Source organism: Methylobacterium sp. GC_Met_2 (assembly GCF_026540795.1).
Classification (GTDB): Bacteria; Pseudomonadota; Alphaproteobacteria; order Rhizobiales; family Beijerinckiaceae; genus Methylobacterium.
Genome location: NZ_JALNUM010000026.1, coordinates 21,003 through 36,749 on the forward strand (window position 1 = coordinate 21,003; position 15,747 = coordinate 36,749).

At 67.3% G+C, this 15,747-nt stretch carries 20 protein-coding genes and 1 pseudogene; 7 read left to right on the forward strand and 14 right to left on the reverse strand.

Annotated features, from left to right (window positions below):
- Positions 1 to 15: 15 nt before the first annotated feature.
- Positions 16 to 735, reverse strand: a complete 720-nt coding sequence (locus tag OXS49_RS11710; RefSeq protein WP_267424289.1) for a cytochrome c biogenesis CcdA family protein — start codon at positions 733 to 735, stop codon at positions 16 to 18.
- A 193-nt stretch (positions 736 to 928) separates the two neighbouring features.
- On the opposite strand from OXS49_RS11710, the gene OXS49_RS11715 reads away from it, so the two are divergent.
- The 3 genes from OXS49_RS11715 (at position 929) to OXS49_RS11725 (ending at position 2,128) form a co-directional block, all read left to right on the forward strand.
- On the forward strand, positions 929 to 1,438 hold the full coding sequence (locus OXS49_RS11715) for a metallophosphoesterase (protein WP_267424290.1): 510 nt from the start codon (positions 929 to 931) through the stop codon (positions 1,436 to 1,438).
- A gap of 125 nt (positions 1,439 to 1,563) precedes the next feature.
- Positions 1,564 to 1,899: a hypothetical protein gene (locus OXS49_RS11720; RefSeq protein WP_267424292.1), complete on the forward strand. Its 336-nt coding sequence runs from the start codon at positions 1,564 to 1,566 to the stop codon at positions 1,897 to 1,899.
- An 88-nt stretch (positions 1,900 to 1,987) separates the two neighbouring features.
- Positions 1,988 to 2,128, forward strand: coding sequence for a hypothetical protein (locus OXS49_RS11725; RefSeq protein WP_244002629.1), 141 nt, complete (start codon positions 1,988 to 1,990; stop codon positions 2,126 to 2,128).
- Here OXS49_RS11725 and OXS49_RS11730 read toward each other — a convergent pair whose 3' ends face one another.
- The gene (locus OXS49_RS11730; protein WP_267424294.1) at positions 2,129 to 2,374 is read right to left on the reverse strand and encodes a hypothetical protein; all 246 of its coding nucleotides are present in this window, start codon (positions 2,372 to 2,374) and stop codon (positions 2,129 to 2,131) included.
- Positions 2,375 to 2,540: 166 nt separating this feature from the next.
- Here OXS49_RS11730 and flaF point away from each other — a divergent pair, with 166 nt between their 5' ends.
- On the forward strand, positions 2,541 to 2,912 hold the full coding sequence (gene flaF, locus OXS49_RS11735; RefSeq protein WP_267424296.1) for a flagellar biosynthesis regulator FlaF: 372 nt from the start codon (positions 2,541 to 2,543) through the stop codon (positions 2,910 to 2,912).
- A gap of 12 nt (positions 2,913 to 2,924) precedes the next feature.
- Here flaF and OXS49_RS11740 read toward each other — a convergent pair whose 3' ends face one another.
- Complete coding sequence (locus OXS49_RS11740; protein ID WP_244002635.1) at positions 2,925 to 3,338, reverse strand: flagellar biosynthesis repressor FlbT; 414 nt, start codon at positions 3,336 to 3,338, stop codon at positions 2,925 to 2,927.
- A gap of 256 nt (positions 3,339 to 3,594) precedes the next feature.
- Here OXS49_RS11740 and OXS49_RS11745 point away from each other — a divergent pair, with 256 nt between their 5' ends.
- The gene (locus OXS49_RS11745; RefSeq protein ID WP_267424298.1) at positions 3,595 to 4,371 is read left to right on the forward strand and encodes an SDR family oxidoreductase; all 777 of its coding nucleotides are present in this window, start codon (positions 3,595 to 3,597) and stop codon (positions 4,369 to 4,371) included.
- On the opposite strand, the pseudogene OXS49_RS11750 reads toward OXS49_RS11745, so the two are convergent.
- From OXS49_RS11750 to OXS49_RS11775, 6 genes and pseudogenes are all read right to left on the reverse strand, one after another.
- A pseudogene (locus tag OXS49_RS11750) lies at positions 4,344 to 5,332 on the reverse strand (DMT family transporter). The gene OXS49_RS11745 and the pseudogene OXS49_RS11750 sit on opposite strands and share 28 nt — an antisense overlap.
- A gap of 206 nt (positions 5,333 to 5,538) precedes the next feature.
- Entirely contained in the window at positions 5,539 to 5,769 is a 231-nt protein-coding gene (locus OXS49_RS11755) for a hypothetical protein (protein ID WP_244002639.1), read from the reverse strand.
- Positions 5,770 to 5,992: 223 nt separating this feature from the next.
- The gene (gene moaD, locus OXS49_RS11760; protein WP_243916139.1) at positions 5,993 to 6,244 is read right to left on the reverse strand and encodes a molybdopterin converting factor subunit 1; all 252 of its coding nucleotides are present in this window, start codon (positions 6,242 to 6,244) and stop codon (positions 5,993 to 5,995) included.
- A gap of 48 nt (positions 6,245 to 6,292) precedes the next feature.
- Positions 6,293 to 6,892 carry a CDP-diacylglycerol--glycerol-3-phosphate 3-phosphatidyltransferase gene (gene pgsA, locus OXS49_RS11765; RefSeq protein WP_244002648.1) on the reverse strand — a complete coding sequence of 200 codons (600 nt, stop codon included), beginning with the start codon at positions 6,890 to 6,892 and terminating at the stop codon, positions 6,293 to 6,295.
- A gap of 73 nt (positions 6,893 to 6,965) precedes the next feature.
- Positions 6,966 to 9,032, reverse strand: coding sequence for an excinuclease ABC subunit UvrC (gene uvrC, locus OXS49_RS11770; protein ID WP_244002642.1), 2,067 nt, complete (start codon positions 9,030 to 9,032; stop codon positions 6,966 to 6,968).
- Between the two features lie 80 nt (positions 9,033 to 9,112).
- Positions 9,113 to 9,826, reverse strand: coding sequence for a protein phosphatase CheZ (locus OXS49_RS11775; RefSeq protein ID WP_244002650.1), 714 nt, complete (start codon positions 9,824 to 9,826; stop codon positions 9,113 to 9,115).
- A 290-nt stretch (positions 9,827 to 10,116) separates the two neighbouring features.
- Here OXS49_RS11775 and OXS49_RS11780 point away from each other — a divergent pair, with 290 nt between their 5' ends.
- On the forward strand, positions 10,117 to 10,932 hold the full coding sequence (locus OXS49_RS11780) for a L,D-transpeptidase (protein ID WP_267424301.1): 816 nt from the start codon (positions 10,117 to 10,119) through the stop codon (positions 10,930 to 10,932).
- A gap of 92 nt (positions 10,933 to 11,024) precedes the next feature.
- On the opposite strand, the gene OXS49_RS11785 is transcribed toward OXS49_RS11780, so the two are convergent.
- Both OXS49_RS11785 and OXS49_RS11790 read right to left on the reverse strand, forming a co-directional pair.
- Complete coding sequence (locus OXS49_RS11785) at positions 11,025 to 11,795, reverse strand: DUF2076 domain-containing protein (protein ID WP_267424303.1); 771 nt, start codon at positions 11,793 to 11,795, stop codon at positions 11,025 to 11,027.
- Between the two features lie 230 nt (positions 11,796 to 12,025).
- Complete coding sequence (locus OXS49_RS11790) at positions 12,026 to 12,859, reverse strand: porin family protein (RefSeq protein WP_267424305.1); 834 nt, start codon at positions 12,857 to 12,859, stop codon at positions 12,026 to 12,028.
- Between the two features lie 295 nt (positions 12,860 to 13,154).
- Here OXS49_RS11790 and OXS49_RS11795 point away from each other — a divergent pair, with 295 nt between their 5' ends.
- Positions 13,155 to 13,580: a hypothetical protein gene (locus tag OXS49_RS11795; RefSeq protein WP_267424307.1), complete on the forward strand. Its 426-nt coding sequence runs from the start codon at positions 13,155 to 13,157 to the stop codon at positions 13,578 to 13,580.
- 29 nt (positions 13,581 to 13,609) lie between these two features.
- Here the strand turns inward: OXS49_RS11795 and OXS49_RS11800 are convergent, their stop codons facing one another.
- The 3 genes from OXS49_RS11800 to OXS49_RS11810 all read right to left on the reverse strand — a co-directional run bounded on the left by OXS49_RS11800 (position 13,610) and on the right by OXS49_RS11810 (position 15,534).
- Positions 13,610 to 14,011: a hypothetical protein gene (locus tag OXS49_RS11800; protein ID WP_267424309.1), complete on the reverse strand. Its 402-nt coding sequence runs from the start codon at positions 14,009 to 14,011 to the stop codon at positions 13,610 to 13,612.
- Positions 14,012 to 14,273: 262 nt separating this feature from the next.
- Positions 14,274 to 14,600, reverse strand: a complete 327-nt coding sequence (locus OXS49_RS11805; protein ID WP_267424311.1) for an integron — start codon at positions 14,598 to 14,600, stop codon at positions 14,274 to 14,276.
- A 394-nt stretch (positions 14,601 to 14,994) separates the two neighbouring features.
- Complete coding sequence (locus OXS49_RS11810) at positions 14,995 to 15,534, reverse strand: hypothetical protein (RefSeq protein WP_267424313.1); 540 nt, start codon at positions 15,532 to 15,534, stop codon at positions 14,995 to 14,997.
- Between the last annotated feature and the right edge of the window lie 213 nt (positions 15,535 to 15,747).

Genomic DNA, 15,747 nt, shown 5'->3' on the forward strand with positions numbered 1-15,747 from the left:
TGGCGCGGGCTCCCGTCAGTAGCGCGTCGTGACCGCGGTGAGCCAGTCCGGCGAGGCCGCCACGATGACCGACTCCGCGCGCTTGTCGAGCCCGGTCAGCACGAGCAGCCCGAGCACGACGAGCAGCACGCCGAGACCTGCCTTCGCGGTCCGGCCGGCCGCCGCGATCCCGCCGCGCCAGCGCATCAGGGCCCCGCGGGAGGCGAAGCCCAGCAGCATCAGCGGCAGGGCGGCTCCGATTCCGAAGGCGAGCATCGTCAGCGCGACGCTTCCGAGATGCTCGCCCCGGGCCGCCATCAGCGACGCGGCGCCGAGGGTCGGGCCGACGCAGGGGCTCCAGGCGGCACCGAGCAGCAGGCCAACAGTGAACTGGCCGGACAGGCCACCCGGGCCGACGCCGCCGAAGCGCGCCTCGGCCCAGGCGCCGACCGGACCCGCCGCAGTCGCGACCCGGGCCTGGAGACGCGGCAGCATCAGCACGATTCCCATCCCGATCATCAGGATCGCCCCGGCGGAGCGGAATACGTCGCCATCCAGGCCGATGGCGAAGCCGACAGTCGCCACGAACAGGCCGATGATCGTGAAGGCGATCGCGAGCCCCGTCGCCAGGGCGAACGGTCCGAGCCGGTGCTCCGCCGCCGCGGTGCCGAGGACGATCGGCACGAGCGGCAACACGCAGGGCGACAGCACCGACAGCAGCCCGGCTAGGAACGCGAAAGCCACCGTTCCAAGCATAAACCGCGTCCTTCCGAGATGATGGTCGTTGCCGGCAGGCTTCGCCGCCGCCGGATCCGACGTCAACGCGCCCGAGCATCACGGCCACGTGTCACGGTCTCTTGCCAGGGCTTCATGGGAACTCGGCCGCGGACAGCGTGCTTCGGCTGCCGTCCAGGCGCGGATCGCGCCTTGGCCGCAGGGGAGCCGAACGGTGACCAACTTCTTCACGGGCGACACGCATTTCGGTGATTCACGCGCCCTGCACTTCGATCACAGGCCCTATCCCGACCTTGACGCCCACGATGCCGGACTGATCGCGGCCTGGAACGCCGCGGTGGCGCCCAGCGACACCGTCTGGCACCTCGGCGATTTCGCCCTCGGCCCGAGCGGCCCGCGGATCCGGGAAATCCTCGACAGCCTCAATGGCGAGAAGCACCTGATCGTCGGCAACAACGACGGGCCAGACACCCTCGCGGCGCCCGGCTGGGCCTCGGTGCGCCACTACGCGGAATTCGCCATCGAGGGCCGGATGGTGGTGCTCTGCCACTACGCGTTTCGCACGTGGAACGGGATGAGCAAGGGCGCGCTCAACCTCCACGGTCACAGCCACGGCAAGCTCAAGCCGATGCCCAAGCAGTACGATGTCGGCGTCGATCCGATGGGCCCGGCGCCGGTGACGCTCCCCGCAATCCTCACGTCACGCTCGCGGGGAAAGCGCTGATTTCGGCCGGAACCTTCACCGCAGCTTCACCGTTTTTGCCCACAGAGACGGGGTGGTCATGCGCTGCCCCGGCAAACCGGCAGTGCCCGTTCGGCCTGCCCTGCAACGTGTGCGTGAGTGTAACAGTGAGAGCCAGGACGGCTGCTCTTCTTCGCCGCCTCGCCGGCCCCTCGGTCGGCCTGCTGGCCAGCCTAGCCCTGACCTCCGCGGCGCTGGCCCTGCCGGCCTGTCTGGAGGCGCAGCGTAAGGTCGATGAGGCGAATGCCCTGCGCTTCCAGGCACGCCAGGAAGCGCGGCTCGGCAACCACCGTCGTGTCTGCGACACGCTCGATGAAGTCGGCGACCGCTACGACGATGCCCGTGACGCATTCGAGCAATGCGGCGAGGGCATCGTAGCGATCGACCTGCGGAGCGAGCTGCGCGGCCTGCGGATCGCCAAGAAAATCAACCGCTGCGACTGACCGGGTGCGCTCGCGCACTTCAAGCTGCCCGCGTTCGCAGCAACGTCCCGTCATGCGCGACGCATGTCGCCTTCAAGGTTTTGCGCCGATGACCCCCGCCACCCTGTCGACCGCCGCGATCGAGCCGTCCGCTGTCCGGACGGGTCCGTCCTTCGCCGCCGCCCTGTGCGGTTTCGTCAGTACCACCGTTGCGACGACGATGCTCTTGGTACTGATCGGAGCGCTCTGATCACGGCGAGACCGACCAGAAGCGCTGGCGGTTGAAGAGGATTTCCTGAGCCGCCCCGTTCGGAGCCGCCTCCTGGCGCCGGCCGCAATCCGGCTCAGGTGCCTTCGGCGCCGCTGCCAGGGCCATCGGCGGCAAGACCGGTCTCAGGCCCAAGCGCGCCTGAACCTCCGGTTGCCGGGCGGCCGCGATCGTCAGTACACCGACGATGAGACCACCGGCCACGGTTCCGAAAAAGAAATTCAACATCGTCGCGGTGATCCGGGGCCGGCTTCTCAGGCCACACTGTGTGTTCGTTGTCCAACCCGGCGTTATCATGGCCGACCTGCCGCTCACGCCGTCTTAACTCCTGATCTGCGAGAGCTATGGCCAAGCCTGCCTTGCTGGCAGGATTGATCCGGGGTCCGCACCGCCGATGAACACAGCCGCCAATGCTTACGCCCGTACCGCCCACAGCGCGCTGACGCCCCGCGAAGCTGAATCCCAGCTTCTGCTGAAGGCTGCGCAGCGGCTGATCGGTGCCAGCCAAGCCCTCGTCGCCGGAGAACACGCCCGCGTCAATGACGCGTTGTCGTACAACCAGCGCGTCTGGACACTTCTGAGCTCGGAGGCCACGGCGGACCAGAATCCGCTTCCCGTCGATGTGAAGCAGGGTGTCGGGCGCCTTGGGGCGTTCGTGCTGCAAAGCTGCCTCGACACGATGATCGCGCCGACCCCGGACAAGATCGCGACCCTCGTCTCGATCAACAACCACGTGGCTGCCGGCCTCCAGGGCAATCCGGGCTGAGCCGGGCGGCTTTTACGGAGCCTCTGCAGGTGCCGGATGCTCCGTCGAGGGCGTCCGGCCCGCGCTTTCCCATTCGACCAATCGGCGGCTTAGCTTGAGCGCGCGGTAATATTCGCCGGCCTCGAGCTGTTCGACGATCGCCGCGATCTGTGGCGCAGCCGCCGGGAATTGACGGATCAGGTCGGTGGCTTGGCGGAAGAACAGATCCGTCCCCTGCGCCGGATCATCGGCGAGGTAGATCACCGTCAGCGTCAGATGGAGCTGCTTGCAGGCCGTATCGGCCTCGCTCTCCGTGATGATCTCGCTCTCGCGCAGGAATTTGCACTGCGTTTCGATCAGGAAGGTGGAGCGCCGGTCGCCGTTGCGCAGCAAAGCGCCGTTGATGATCAGCCGCTCGAACGGCTTGAGTTCCAGACGCAGGGGCATCGCGCTGTCCTTTCTGGAGCGCTGACCACCGTCGCTGAAGGTCCGGCGGTGAGAGCGTGTCGAAGCAACGGCCTGGCGCCGCCCTTGATCGTGATGCGACCGAGATCGGCTCGGGGCGACACGCTGTTCTGATTTGTCAGTCGTTAACGTTTCACGAACCCGCCGACAGAACGTCCGCATTGCGAGGCGCAGCCCGCATGCTAAAAACTCAGACAAGTTCCCGTCCGGTCGCACGCGTGTTGGGAGGAATCGTCTGATGTCGGCATCGTCCGAGGGCCGCGCCCTTTATCCGAGCCTCAGGGACAAACGCGTGCTGGTGACCGGTGGCGCGTCCGGAATTGGGGCCGGGCTCGTGGAGGCTTTCGTGGGGCAGGGGTCCCGCGTGTTCTTCTGCGACATCACGGACGATGCCGCCGCCGCGCTGGTCGCGCGTCTCGCCCCGGCGACAGCGCACGCACCGCTCTATCGGCGTTGCGATTTGACCGACGTCGAGGCGGTCCGCCGCCTCGTGGCCGATGCCGAAGCGGCCCTGGGCGCTCTGGACGTTCTGGTGAACAACGCCGGCAATGACGACCGTCATAGCCTCGACGAGGTGACACCGGCCTATTGGGACGACCGGATGGCCGTGAACCTGCGCCACCTGTTCTTCACCGCCCAAGCGGCCGTGCCGGGCATGCGGAAAGCCGGCGGCGGGGTGATCCTGAATTTCGGCTCGATCAGCTGGCACCTGGGCTCGAAGAACATGCCGGTCTACCAGACCGCCAAGGCCGCGATCGAGGGGATGACCCGGGCGCTCGCCCGCGATCTCGGCCGCGACAGTATCCGGGTGGCGACCATCGTGCCCGGCAACGTTCAGACTCCGCGCCAGGAGAAGTGGTACACGCCGGAGGGCGAGGCCGAGATCGTCGCGGCGCAATGCCTCGACGGGCGGATCCAGCCCGCCGACGTCGCCGCTCTGGTGCTGTTCCTGGCCTCGGACGATGCACGGATGTGCACGGGGCACGGTTATTTCGTGGATGCCGGCTGGCGCTGATCGCGTGCCTCCGCGGCGCCGTCGCGATCCCGATCCGGTCCGTATCGGGGCGCCGCGCGCGGAAAGGTGAGGCGGATCCGGCAATCGAGGATACGCCCGTCGATCGCTGCAAGCCTGGCGGCGATCAACGCCATGCCGACGATATGGAGGGGGTCGAGGCGCTCGCCCAGGGCGAGGGCGCCGAGCAGGATCGCCGAAACCGGGATCAGGAAGGTGACGAGGGAGATGTTGGTCGCTCCGGCCGTCGCCAGGACACGGAAGAATACGATTTAGGTCAGGGCCGTGGACAGCAGCGCCGCGCCGAGCACTGCGCACCAGACGGTCGGGCCGGGCATCGTCAGGGTCCACGGGCGGTCGACCACCAGCGCGATGGGCAGAATCAGCGGCGTGGATGCGGTGACCTGACCGGTCGCCACCGTCAGGGGTGGAACCGCCATCCGCCTGAAGCTCCGGCCGAACATGCTGGCGCCACCGTACGACAGGGCGGCGCCGAGCACCGCGAGTTGCGCCAGGACCGTGCTGCCGAGGCCTGACAACGCGTCCGGGCGACCATCACGGCCACGCCGATGAAGCCGATCACGACGCCCGCGAGCCGATGGCCGGTCATCCGCTCGTCGGCCGTCGTCAAAAGCGCCATCGCGACGGTGAAGAGTGGTGTCGTGGCGTTGAGAATTGCGGCGAGCCCGGAGGCGATCTGCGTCTGTCCCCAGACGATGAGGCTGAATGGCACGGCGTTGTTCAGGAGGCCTATACCCAGGAAGGCCACCCAGATCGTCCGTGCGTGCGGGAGGCGCGTTCCGCTCAGTGCCGGGACGAGGTTGAGCGCGAGGGCAGCGAGTCCGACCCGCAGGGCGACCAATGTGAATGGCGGCAGGGCGGCGAGCGCGACGTGGGTGAAGAAGAACGAGCCGCCCCAGAGGATCGAAAGGCCGGCAAGCATTGCCCACTCGGTCGCCGTCATCCTGTGTGTGCCGGTTGCCGGCAGGGCGAATCTCCGATTGGTTCGGAGCAAGCTTGAGGCTTGGCCAATCGGCGTCGCAACGCGGTTCTGGCGCTCGAATTCCGTCGAAGACATTGCCGGAGACCGCCCGCCGTGGCGTGGCGGTCCTTTACGATGAGCTCGATCTGGGGCGCCGGGCGGAAACCGCCGCGGCGCCGAACCGAGCCTCAGTCACACGACTCCTTCTTCACCGTCTTGGAATCACCCATGTCGTTCTCCTTGCGCACCGTCTTGGTGACACAGCCGTCGCCATGGTCGTGGACGGTGACGGACTTCGACTCGGTGGCCGGGCGATCGACGACGACGGCGGGGCGGTCGCGTTCGATGACCGTGGTCTGCGCCTGTGCGGAGGCGCAGACACTCAACAGAGCGGCGGTGGCGAGCAGTGCAGTGCGCATTCTGGGACTCCAAGACCGGAATTCGGCACCGAGTAACGGCAATCGCAGCTTAAGCGTTCCGCCGATTGAGACGCCTGTGAAACGGACCGAACCCGTAGACAATTTAGCTCGGTCCGCGTGCCGTTCGGCATGGGGGACAGCCGGAGCGACGGCGCCATAGGGGCCGGGGCCATGGCTGGCGCAACTCCGCGAAGACTACCGGTGCCGAGACCGACGCCGACCCTCAGCCGCCCGTCATCGGCGGGAAGAAGGCGATCTCGCGTGCGCCTGTGATCACCGCATCCGGCTTGGCATGGACCCGGTCGATGGCGGCGCGCACCACGCCCGGATCTTCGAACGCGTAGGCGTATTCCTCGCCGCGCCCCCGAAGCCATGTGACAAGATCGGCCACGGTGCCGACCGCCGGCGGCGGCGTCAGCTCTTCCTCGGGCCGACCGATCCGCTCACGGACCCAGGCGAAATAGACGAGCTTCATCGGATCACACCGTAACGCGTGAGGGGACGGGAAGCGCAGTCCGGCCCGTCAGCGCGGGTCGTCGATGACGTGCTTGATCCCGGCCCGCATATAGTCCCAACCGGTCCAGATCGTGAGCACGGCGGCAAGCCACAGCAGCGCGATGCCGATCCGCTCCGTCCCCGGCAGCACCGTCTCGCCGGCCGGGCCGGCAACGAGGAAGCCGAGCGCCACGAGCTGCACGGTCGTCTTCCACTTGGCGATCTTGCTCACCGGCACGCCGACCTTCAGCTCAGCCAGATATTCCCGCAGGCCGGAGACCAGCACCTCGCGGCACAGGATGACGATCGCCGCCCAGACGCTGGAGCCGATGATGGTGTGGTCGGCCGCCAGCATCAGCAGGCATGCCGAGACCAGCAGCTTGTCGGCGATCGGATCGAGCATCCGGCCGAGCGCCGAGCTCTGGTGGTAGGTCCGCGCGACATACCCGTCCAGGTAGTCGGTGATCGCGGCCACGACGAACACCCCCAGCGCCGTCCACCGGGCGGTGTGGGATTCAGGCCAGAACAGCAGCGCGACCATCACCGGTACCGCGACGAGGCGCCCGTAGGTCAGGCAGTTCGCGAGCGTCCAGGCCGGCGACCGTCGTCGGGGAAGGACGGCGTTCATCGTCGGGGTGAAATCAGAGCCCGGCCCGGGCGTCAACGCCTCTGTGTTCGGCTCGGCCATGGCGGCGGGGTTCTCAGGTGCCGGCATGGAAGAAGTCGTAGACGGCCCGCGCCGTTGCGGCGTTCACGCCGGGGGTCTTGGCCAGATCCTCGAAGGCGGCGCGCTCGATCGCCTTGACGGTTCCGAAATGATGCAGCAGCGCGCGCTTGCGGCTCGGGCCGATGCCGGCGATCTCGTCCAAGGGATTCCTCACCATCTCACGTTTGCGCTTGGCCCGGTGGGTCCCGATGGCGAAGCGGTGGGCCTCGTCGCGGAGTCGCTGCACGAAGTAGAGCGTCGGATCGCGTGGCGGAAGCTTGAACGGCGGCCGGCCGGGGACGAAAAACGTCTCCCGTCCGGCATCCCGGTCGCGACCCTTGGCGACGCCGATCAGCGGCACGTCCGTCACGCCGACCGCATCGAGGGCCGCCCGGGCAGCGTCGAGCTGGCCCTTGCCGCCGTCGATGAGCACGAGATCCGGCCAGGCCGGGAAGGCTTCGCTCTCCTCAGGGAGAGCCGGGACAGGCTGGGGCGCGCCGCCCTCGGCGGCCGCAACCTCCGCCTCCTGGGCGGTGCGCGGGGCCTCCTTGACCAGCCGCTTGAAGCGGCGCTGCAGCACCTCGCGCATCATGCCGTAATCGTCCCCCGGAGTGAGTTCCTCGGACTTGATGTTGAACGTGCGGTAATGCGTCTTCATGAAGCCCGTGGGGCCGGCGACGATCATGCCGCCGACCGCGTTCGTGCCCATGATGTGCGAGTTGTCGTAGACCTCGATCCGGCGCGGCGCCTTGTCCATGCCGAAGGCTTGGCCGAGGGCCGTGAGCAGCTTGCCCTGTGAGGCAGTGTCTGCGAGGCGGCGGGCCAGGGCCTCCTTGGCGTTGCGCTGGGCGTAATCGACGAGGTTCTTGCGCTCGCCCCGCAACGGCCGGTGGATCTCGACCCGATACTCCACGCGGCTCGACAGGGCGGCGGCCACGAGCTCGGCATCCTCGATCGCGTGGCTGGTCAGAACCGTGCGCGGCGCCGGCTTGTCGTCGTAGAACTGACTGATGAACGAGCCCAGGACCTCGTCGGCCGTCATGGTCCGGTCGGCCTTCGGGAAATAGGCCCGGTTGCCCCAGTTCTGGAAGTTCCGGAAGAAGAACACCTCGATGCAGAACTGCCCGGCCTGATCGTCGAGGGCGAACACGTCGGCCTCCTCCACACCCTGGGTGTTGACGCCCTGCACCCCCTGGATCGCCGAGAGTGCGGCGATCCGGTCACGGAAGCGGGCGGCCCGCTCGAACTCCATGGTCTCGGAGGCTGCCTGCATCTCGGTGCGCATCCGGTCCTTCACGGCATTCGACTTGCCGGCCAGGAAGGCCCGCGCCGAATCCGCCATCGCGGCGTAATCCTCCGTCGCGATCTCGCCCGTGCAGGGGCCGGAGCAGCGCTTGATCTGATAGAGCAGGCAGGGCCGGGTGCGATTCTCGTAGTAGCTGTCGGTGCAGGTGCGCAGCAGGAAGGCGCGCTGCAGGGCGTTCACGGTCCGGTTCACCGCCCAGACGCTGGCGAAGGGCCCGTAGTAATTGCCCTTCCGCCGCCGGGCGCCACGATGCTTCACGATCTGCGGGGCCGGGCCGTCGTCGGTGACCAGGATGTAGGGGAACGACTTGTCGTCCCGCATCAGCACGTTGAAGCGGGGCTTCAGCTGCTTGATCAGGTTGGCTTCGAGCAGCAGCGCCTCGGTCTCGGTCGCGGTGGTGACGAACTCCATCGCCGCCGTCTGCGAGATCATCCGGGCGATGCGGTTCGAATGCGCCTGACCGCGGGCGTAGGAGCCGACGCGGGCCTTCAGGTTCTTGGCTTTTCCGACGTAGAGGACGTCGCCGCGATGGTCGAACATCCGGTAGACGCCCGGCGAGCCCGGCAGCGTCGACCAGAAGCGGCGGATCACCTCGGTGCCCGCCTCGACGGCACCCGGCTCGAAATCGAAATCGATCTCCGCCGCCGTGTCGTCCGACGTCCCGGCCTCGGGCGCGTCGGCGGTTTCGTCCCGCTCGGCATCGCGGCCGTCGTCGAACGTGTCGGGGGGCAGGTCTGAGAGGGCTCTGCGGCTCATCTCTCCGATTTAAGCCTTCCCGTCCCCGAGCGGGACGGGGGCGGCGAATAAATTTGGCGTGCCGGCCGGCGGACGCTGGTTCAGTCGAACAGCGAGTCGATGTCGCTCTGGTCGACGTGGCCGATATCGTGGTCGAGCTTCGGCCCGTTGAGCAGGCTGCTCTCGTCGTCCAGGGCCGTCGAGACCGGCATCACGGCGATGAGTTCCTTGAAGCTGTCCAGCTCCGACCACGTGTCGATGAGCCGGTCGAGGTGCTCCTCGATGAACTTCATCACGCCGACGATCTTGTTGATCCGCTGCCCAGTCAGATCCTGGAAGTTGCAGGCCTCGTAGGCCGAGATCACCCGCTCCAGGATCACGTCGACGTGCTGCTTCATGCCCGGCGGCAGCGTTGCCGCGTTGAGCATGCCGGCATGACTCTCGATTTCCTCGACCGCGCCGAGGAGCTGGGTCGTGGCGCGCTCGGTCGAATCGACCACCGCGTCGAGCTCGTCCGCCGCCCGGCGCATGCCCTTGCCGGTGTACTCGGTCCGGTGGAGAGTGGCCAACTCCGACTTGGTCCGGGTGATGGCCTCCTTCATCACGTCCAGCTCGGAGCGCATCGCCAGCGCCTCGTGCAGGTCGCGCCGGCAGGCTTCGATGGTTTCGCTCGCGCTCATCTGCGTGACGCGGCGCAGATCCTGGATGGCGGAGAAGATTTCCTCCAAGCGCTCGTTCGCCACGGGAGCAGCCGAAGGCGGCGGCGCTGCGGTAAGCCCGAGGCTGTCTTCGATGCGGTAGCGCTTCTGGGTCATCATCCGGGACGTCGACGTTCAGGGTGCCTGTGCGCCAGTGTCTAACATATCGGTTGACGGACTGTGACTGCCAAGCTTGCCCTAAGCCGCATGGCAGGCCCCTCAGCGGTCAGGTTTCGTGCGGGAGCGGCAGCACGGCCACTTTACGACGGATTCACGCTGCTACGCGCCAACCGGGGAAGGACCGGCGACACATCGGGATTCACCACGTTCGTTCACCTGATTCGGGGAAAGCGGGTCCAATCGTCCGGGCTCCGGGATGGAAAGCCGGGTTTCGGGAGCAGGCTACGATGCGCGGTGTTCGACTGTGTCTCTGGGCGGCGGCGGCCGTCTCGCTCTGGAGCGCACCCGTCCAGGCGCAGCAGGCGCGCTACAGCGAAGGTGGCTACGGCGGCGGCCTGATCGAGTATCTCGTCACCGGCGGCGGCGCAGGCAACGCCGGCCGGGCTTGGCCGCAGCGGGCCGCGCAACCGCGACGTTCCATGGCCGCGCAGCAGGTCGAGCCCTATACCGGCGAGCTGCTGCCGGCCGAGCCCGAGCCGACGCAAGCCTACGCGGCACCGGTCCAGGCCTATGCGACGCCGGCCCAGGCTTACGGGGCCGCGCGAGCGACCGCCTACGGCGCATCCCAGGCCGATCCCGGCCGGATCGCCCGCGCGATGTCTGCGGAGTATCAGCGCCAAGAGGTGGCGTTCACCGGGCGGCAGAGGCCCGGGACGATCGTGATCGACACCACCGGAAAGCACCTTTTCCTCGTGCAGCCTGGGCAGCGCGCCCTGCGCTACGGCATCGGCGTCGGCCGGCCGGGCTTCGCCTGGAGCGGTCTGAAGACCGTCAGCCGCAAGGCCGAATGGCCGGATTGGACACCCCCGTCCGAGATGCTGGCCCGCCGTCCGGACCTGCCGCGCCACATGGCGGGCGGGCCGGCGAATCCGCTCGGCGCCCGGGCGCTCTATCTCGGTTCCTCGCTCTACCGGATCCACGGGACCAACGAGCCGACCACGATCGGGCAGTCGGTCTCGTCGGGCTGCATCCGAATGATGAACGACGACGTCATCGATCTGTATGAGCGCGTCCCGGTGGGAACGCGCGTCGAGGTTCTCTGAGACCTGGCACGCATCAACGCTGCCCGCAAAAAAGAAAAGGCCCGGCCGTGCCTGAGCACGACCGGGCCTTTGGCCCGTACGTCAATGGACGATCAGGTCCAGTCGCTGTCGTCGCCGCCGCCCATGTCGCCGCCGAAATCGCTGCTCGGATCGCTGAAGCTCGCATCCTGGAAGTCGCCGCCCCCGCCGCTGTTGTCGAGGGACGAGCCGAGATCCTGGTTGCCGCCGTCACCGTAGTAATTGTTGACGACCGTCTCGCCGCTGCCCCCGCCCAGGCCGGCCGCCGCGGCGCTGCCAAGGCTGGAATGGCCACCCGCAAAGGCATTCGAGAGGGCGCTGCCGAGCAGCATGCCGCCGGCCGCGCCGGCCGCCATGGGGAGCGCAGAGGCGAGGAATCCGCCGCCGCGCGCCGGAGCCTGCGGCTGGCCGCCCCACGGACCGCCCTGCTGCTGCGGATATCCCTGTTGCGGGTATCCCTGTTGCGGGTATCCCTGCTGGGGGTAGCCTTGCTGAGGCGGGGCCGCGTTGCCCCAGGGCTGACCGGACGGGCGCTGCTGCGCGTAGCCCGGCTGCGGCTCCTGGCGTTGGCTGCCGCCGCCGAAGATGCTCGATAGGAAGCCGCCGCCGCCGCCGGAGGACTGCGCCTGCGAACCCTGGCTGCGTGCCTGCTCAAGCTGCTGGTTCAGGCTCTTGATCGCTTCTTCCTGCACGTAGACCAGCTGTGCCATCGCGTAAGGTGCGTAGGGCTGTGCCCGGATCTTCTCGGCGATGAAGCGCTCGGCCTCCGCGTCGCGGGGCTGCGACTGCGCCTTCTCCAGGCGCTGGAAGATTCCCGAGATGACGTCGCGTTCTTCGCTGTTCATGGAGTCGTCCTCCTCGAAACGTAACCCGCGGGCCCGAACGCGCCGCATGGCTGACACGACATGGGAGCGCGGCGACGCTTTGTCAGGGGTCCTTGCGAAAACTTCATCTGATCTTGCTGATGATCCCGACGAAACGCGAGAAGCCCGGCTTGTGACCGGGCTTCTTCGACGTGACAGATCATGAACGCTCCGAAGGACCGGCGCGGCCTGAGCCGCGCCGATTCTCGGTCTTAGTACGAGCCGAACTTGTAGTTCAGGCCGGCGCGGACGACGGCGAACTCGTCGGAGCGGCGACCGACACCGCTGGTGACGACCGGGAAGTTGTTGGCGGCGTTGATGACGAACGCGCCCTGGTTGCGGGTGTTGCGGTCGAGGTTGACGTACAGGCCTTCGACCTTGAGCGTCACGGCCGAGGAGCGGAAGAAGTTCAGGAACGACTCGGTGGGGAGCGCGTACTCGATGCCGCCGCCGACCGCGTAGCCGGTGCGGAAGCTGTCGTTGCCGGCGTAGCCGCCGAACGAACGGTCGGCGCTACCCGAGCCGTAGGCGAAGCCGCCGGTGCCGTACACGAGGGTGCGGTCGAAGGCGTAGCCGAGGCGGCCGCGCACGGTGCCGAAGTAGTCGAGGCTCGACAGGCCGCGCGGGTCGGTGACGTAGTAACCCGGGGCGACGGCGCCGTTCACGAAGGCGTTGTTCCGGTTACGGCCGAAGTCGAGGTACTGGGCATCGGCCTCGACGCCGACGACGACGCCGGAGCCCGGGGTGAACTGATAGTTGTAGCCGACCTGGGCACCGCCGGAGAAGCCGTCCTGGCTGCGATCGCGGAAGGTCGCGGTCGTGCCGACAGCTGCGTAGGGGGCGGGGACGCCGAACACCGAGCTATTCGAGCGACTGGAGGCGTCGAAGGCGTAGCCGGCGTTGATACCGAAGTAGGCGCCGGTCCAGGTGAACACCGGCACGGGGGTGAAGATCGGCGGCGGGGCGGCCCGACGCGGCAGGTCGGCGGCCGAGGCGGCGGCCGTCAGAGCGGTGAAGGCGGCGAGCGAGGCCAGGAGCTTGGTCATCACGTAAGGTCCAAAATCCAATCTGGAGCTATGACTACCGGACGGTGAGCCAAATGGCTGTAGTTTTACGGACACACCGCTGGGTGACGAGGGGGCGTATCGTAGTAAACCGCCTCTTAACGCGCCCTCAACCGCCGTAATACTTTGAGGTCTACATGCACGAGCGCCAAAACATCTCAGAGGCGCTTTGGTTGCGAGCCGTCAGAACGTTGCTGTTCGGCTGTGGCCGTGATGCTACAAGGCGGACGACCGCTTCGCTGCAGAGTGGGTCGCGTTCCGCATATTCAGCATCAGCATGCCGATCCGGCCCGAGCACCGCTTCTTCTACCCGATCGACTGGGCACAGCTCTCGGCTGTGATCCGGTTCGGGCGGGCGAAAGGCTGCTGCGAGGGCTGCGGACGGCCGCACGGACGGATGGTCTACCACCTCGGCGACGGCCGCTGGTGGGACGCGGATGCCGGCCGGTGGCGCGACGGCTGGGGCAGGCGGATCCGGGTCGCGGCAGAGGCTGACATCCTCGGCCGCGCCCGCCGAACCAAGGTCGTTCTGGCCGCTGCTCACCGGGACCACGACACCTCGAACAACGCGGATGGGAACCTCGCGGCGTTCTGCCAGCGCTGCCACATGATCCACGACAGGCCAGAGCATCAGAGGAGGCGCTGGCGCACGCTATTTAGGCGGAAGGCGCTCGGGGACCTATTCGGCGGCCCCTACGCATAGGTTCGCGGGGGCAAAAGACCGGTCGGTTTTCAGCTGCTCTGATCGAGATCCAGGTTGCGGATCAGATCACCGATCGGGTCACCCTTTGCAGCTTTTTCTTGCCGGGCTGGTGGCACCAGCTTGCCCGACAATAGCGGCGATGTCCGCGCTCCCGGCTGCAGAGGCACCATCGGACGCTGCGCTAGCAACGCTTGGCTATCTATCATCAGCATGGCGGGCTCGCTGCTGTGTAGTTTCGTCGGTGGGCCCGACCAGATCGTAGCTGGCGACGGCGCCTCGATGGCGACTGTGACGACACGCGCTCTGCGATCCGATCGCTCGTAGTTGCCCGGGTGCAGGACATGCGCGGCGACAAGCAGACCGATGACTGCGATCGCCGTGGTGCCGAGGGTGGATCGATAGTGTTCCATGCCGGCAGAACAGACGGTCAAGCTCGCCGTTCCGATCGATCCCCGGTGATAGCTAACCGTGACTTTACACGGGCAGCATACCACCCAACCCAACGCGGCGTTTCGCGCCCGTCAGACCGTGGTAAATTACCGAGAAGGGCCTGCAATCAAGGCTTTGCTGCAGGGTTGCACGGAGATCCATAGACAGGCTCGGAGGGTGCGGGCGGTACGCTTCGACATACTCACCAGCGTGTGCCGTAGCGTCAGCGAACCCTTGCACATGGCTTCAGGGAAAGAACTGCGCTCACTTCGCGTCGAAATTCACGTTGCGGGCCATGACCCAGCCGTGGTCGCAAGGACCTGTGTAGGTCTGTTCGACAGGCACGAGGATCGTCGTCCGGCAACCGAGTAGGTCTGCCCCGTAGACGACACCCAGCCACGGCCCGAGCTTCTCGCAAACCACGAGCATGTCGCCGTCGTGCAGCCGCCCGATCTCGCGGAACGGCGCCTCGCCTGGCCCGCTCTGCACCGGCAGGAAGCCTTCAGGCTCCGATCCGACCTCGAAGACGCGGCCTTTCTCAGGGCAGGCATCGTCGCCGATCGAGCCGCGCAGCAGGATCGGCACATTCAAGGGTGCAGTCTCTGCGAGGGCCATGCTGGGCAGCATAAGAGCGAAGAGCAGCCCAAGCCGTGATGCAATCGAAGGCATGAGGGTGCCGTGCTGTTGAGTGCTCACGAGGGGCGGCAACGCGATCGCCCCACTGGCGAGAGGCCGAACAACGCACCCGTTCGTGAGAGGATCCAGGCCATGGGCCGACGCCTGCGGTATCAAATTCTCCCGCCACACTGACCCTCACGCGACTGCCCGGCCGAGGCTTCACGGGTGAAACGCAGGGAACTGGCCCACGATTGCCTGTCGTCGCGTGCTCACCCGCCGCATGCCTTACGGTGTCGCGAACGCCTTAGGCGCGTTGAGGGGAAGAAGCGGAGCTTTAGCAGGCTTGGAGGAGGCTGGCGCCGTCAGCTCACTGGCGGCTGGGGGCGGGCCACTGCGTGATGACGGACTCATCAGCCGGCATGTAGGCGTCGACGATCGCGCCCTTACGGCTCACGACGCAGATCATCGCCGCTTGGCGCACCTCGTACATCATCGGCCGGTCGTAGGTGATGCGGAACATCACGGGCGCGAAGTAGTCGCCCTTCTTGTCGGTCCTGTCGGCTCCAGCCGAGACCGCCTCCACCTGCTTCATGCCGGCTTTGGTTGCCTCGCTCATCACGGTGGCGCGGCAGGTGTCGACCGTGCGATTGCGGCCCGGCACCTCCGGCAGAGGCTGCCCGATGGTCTGCAGAGCCGCGGAAGTGCCCTTGACCAAGCCGGTGCCGGGCACCATCGACAGGATCGTCTGCTCGCCAGCCGCAGACGAGGCGGATCCTATAGGCGCGATCTGCCACGGCATCTGCCACGTGGCGGCCGACGTGTCCGGTGCGGCGGGGGCGTCCTGCGCCAGCGCTGGGCCGGCCAGGACGGAGATGAGGGTGGCGCAGCAGATGGAACGTAGGAGCATCACGGCTTTCCTTCTTCGCGGTGGTGAACGAGGAGCCGCGGCATCGAGCTAGTCCGTCGGCGCGAGGGCGGGTGGCATCGTCCAGGGTGAGGATGGCGCAGGGGAAGGCGATGGAGCGGCTGAACGATCGGCTCGCGATCGATGCAGAGAGGCGTGGGCGACCGCGCCAGCATTGACCCACGTCCGAGCCGACGTCGGCAGGCTGAGGATGCT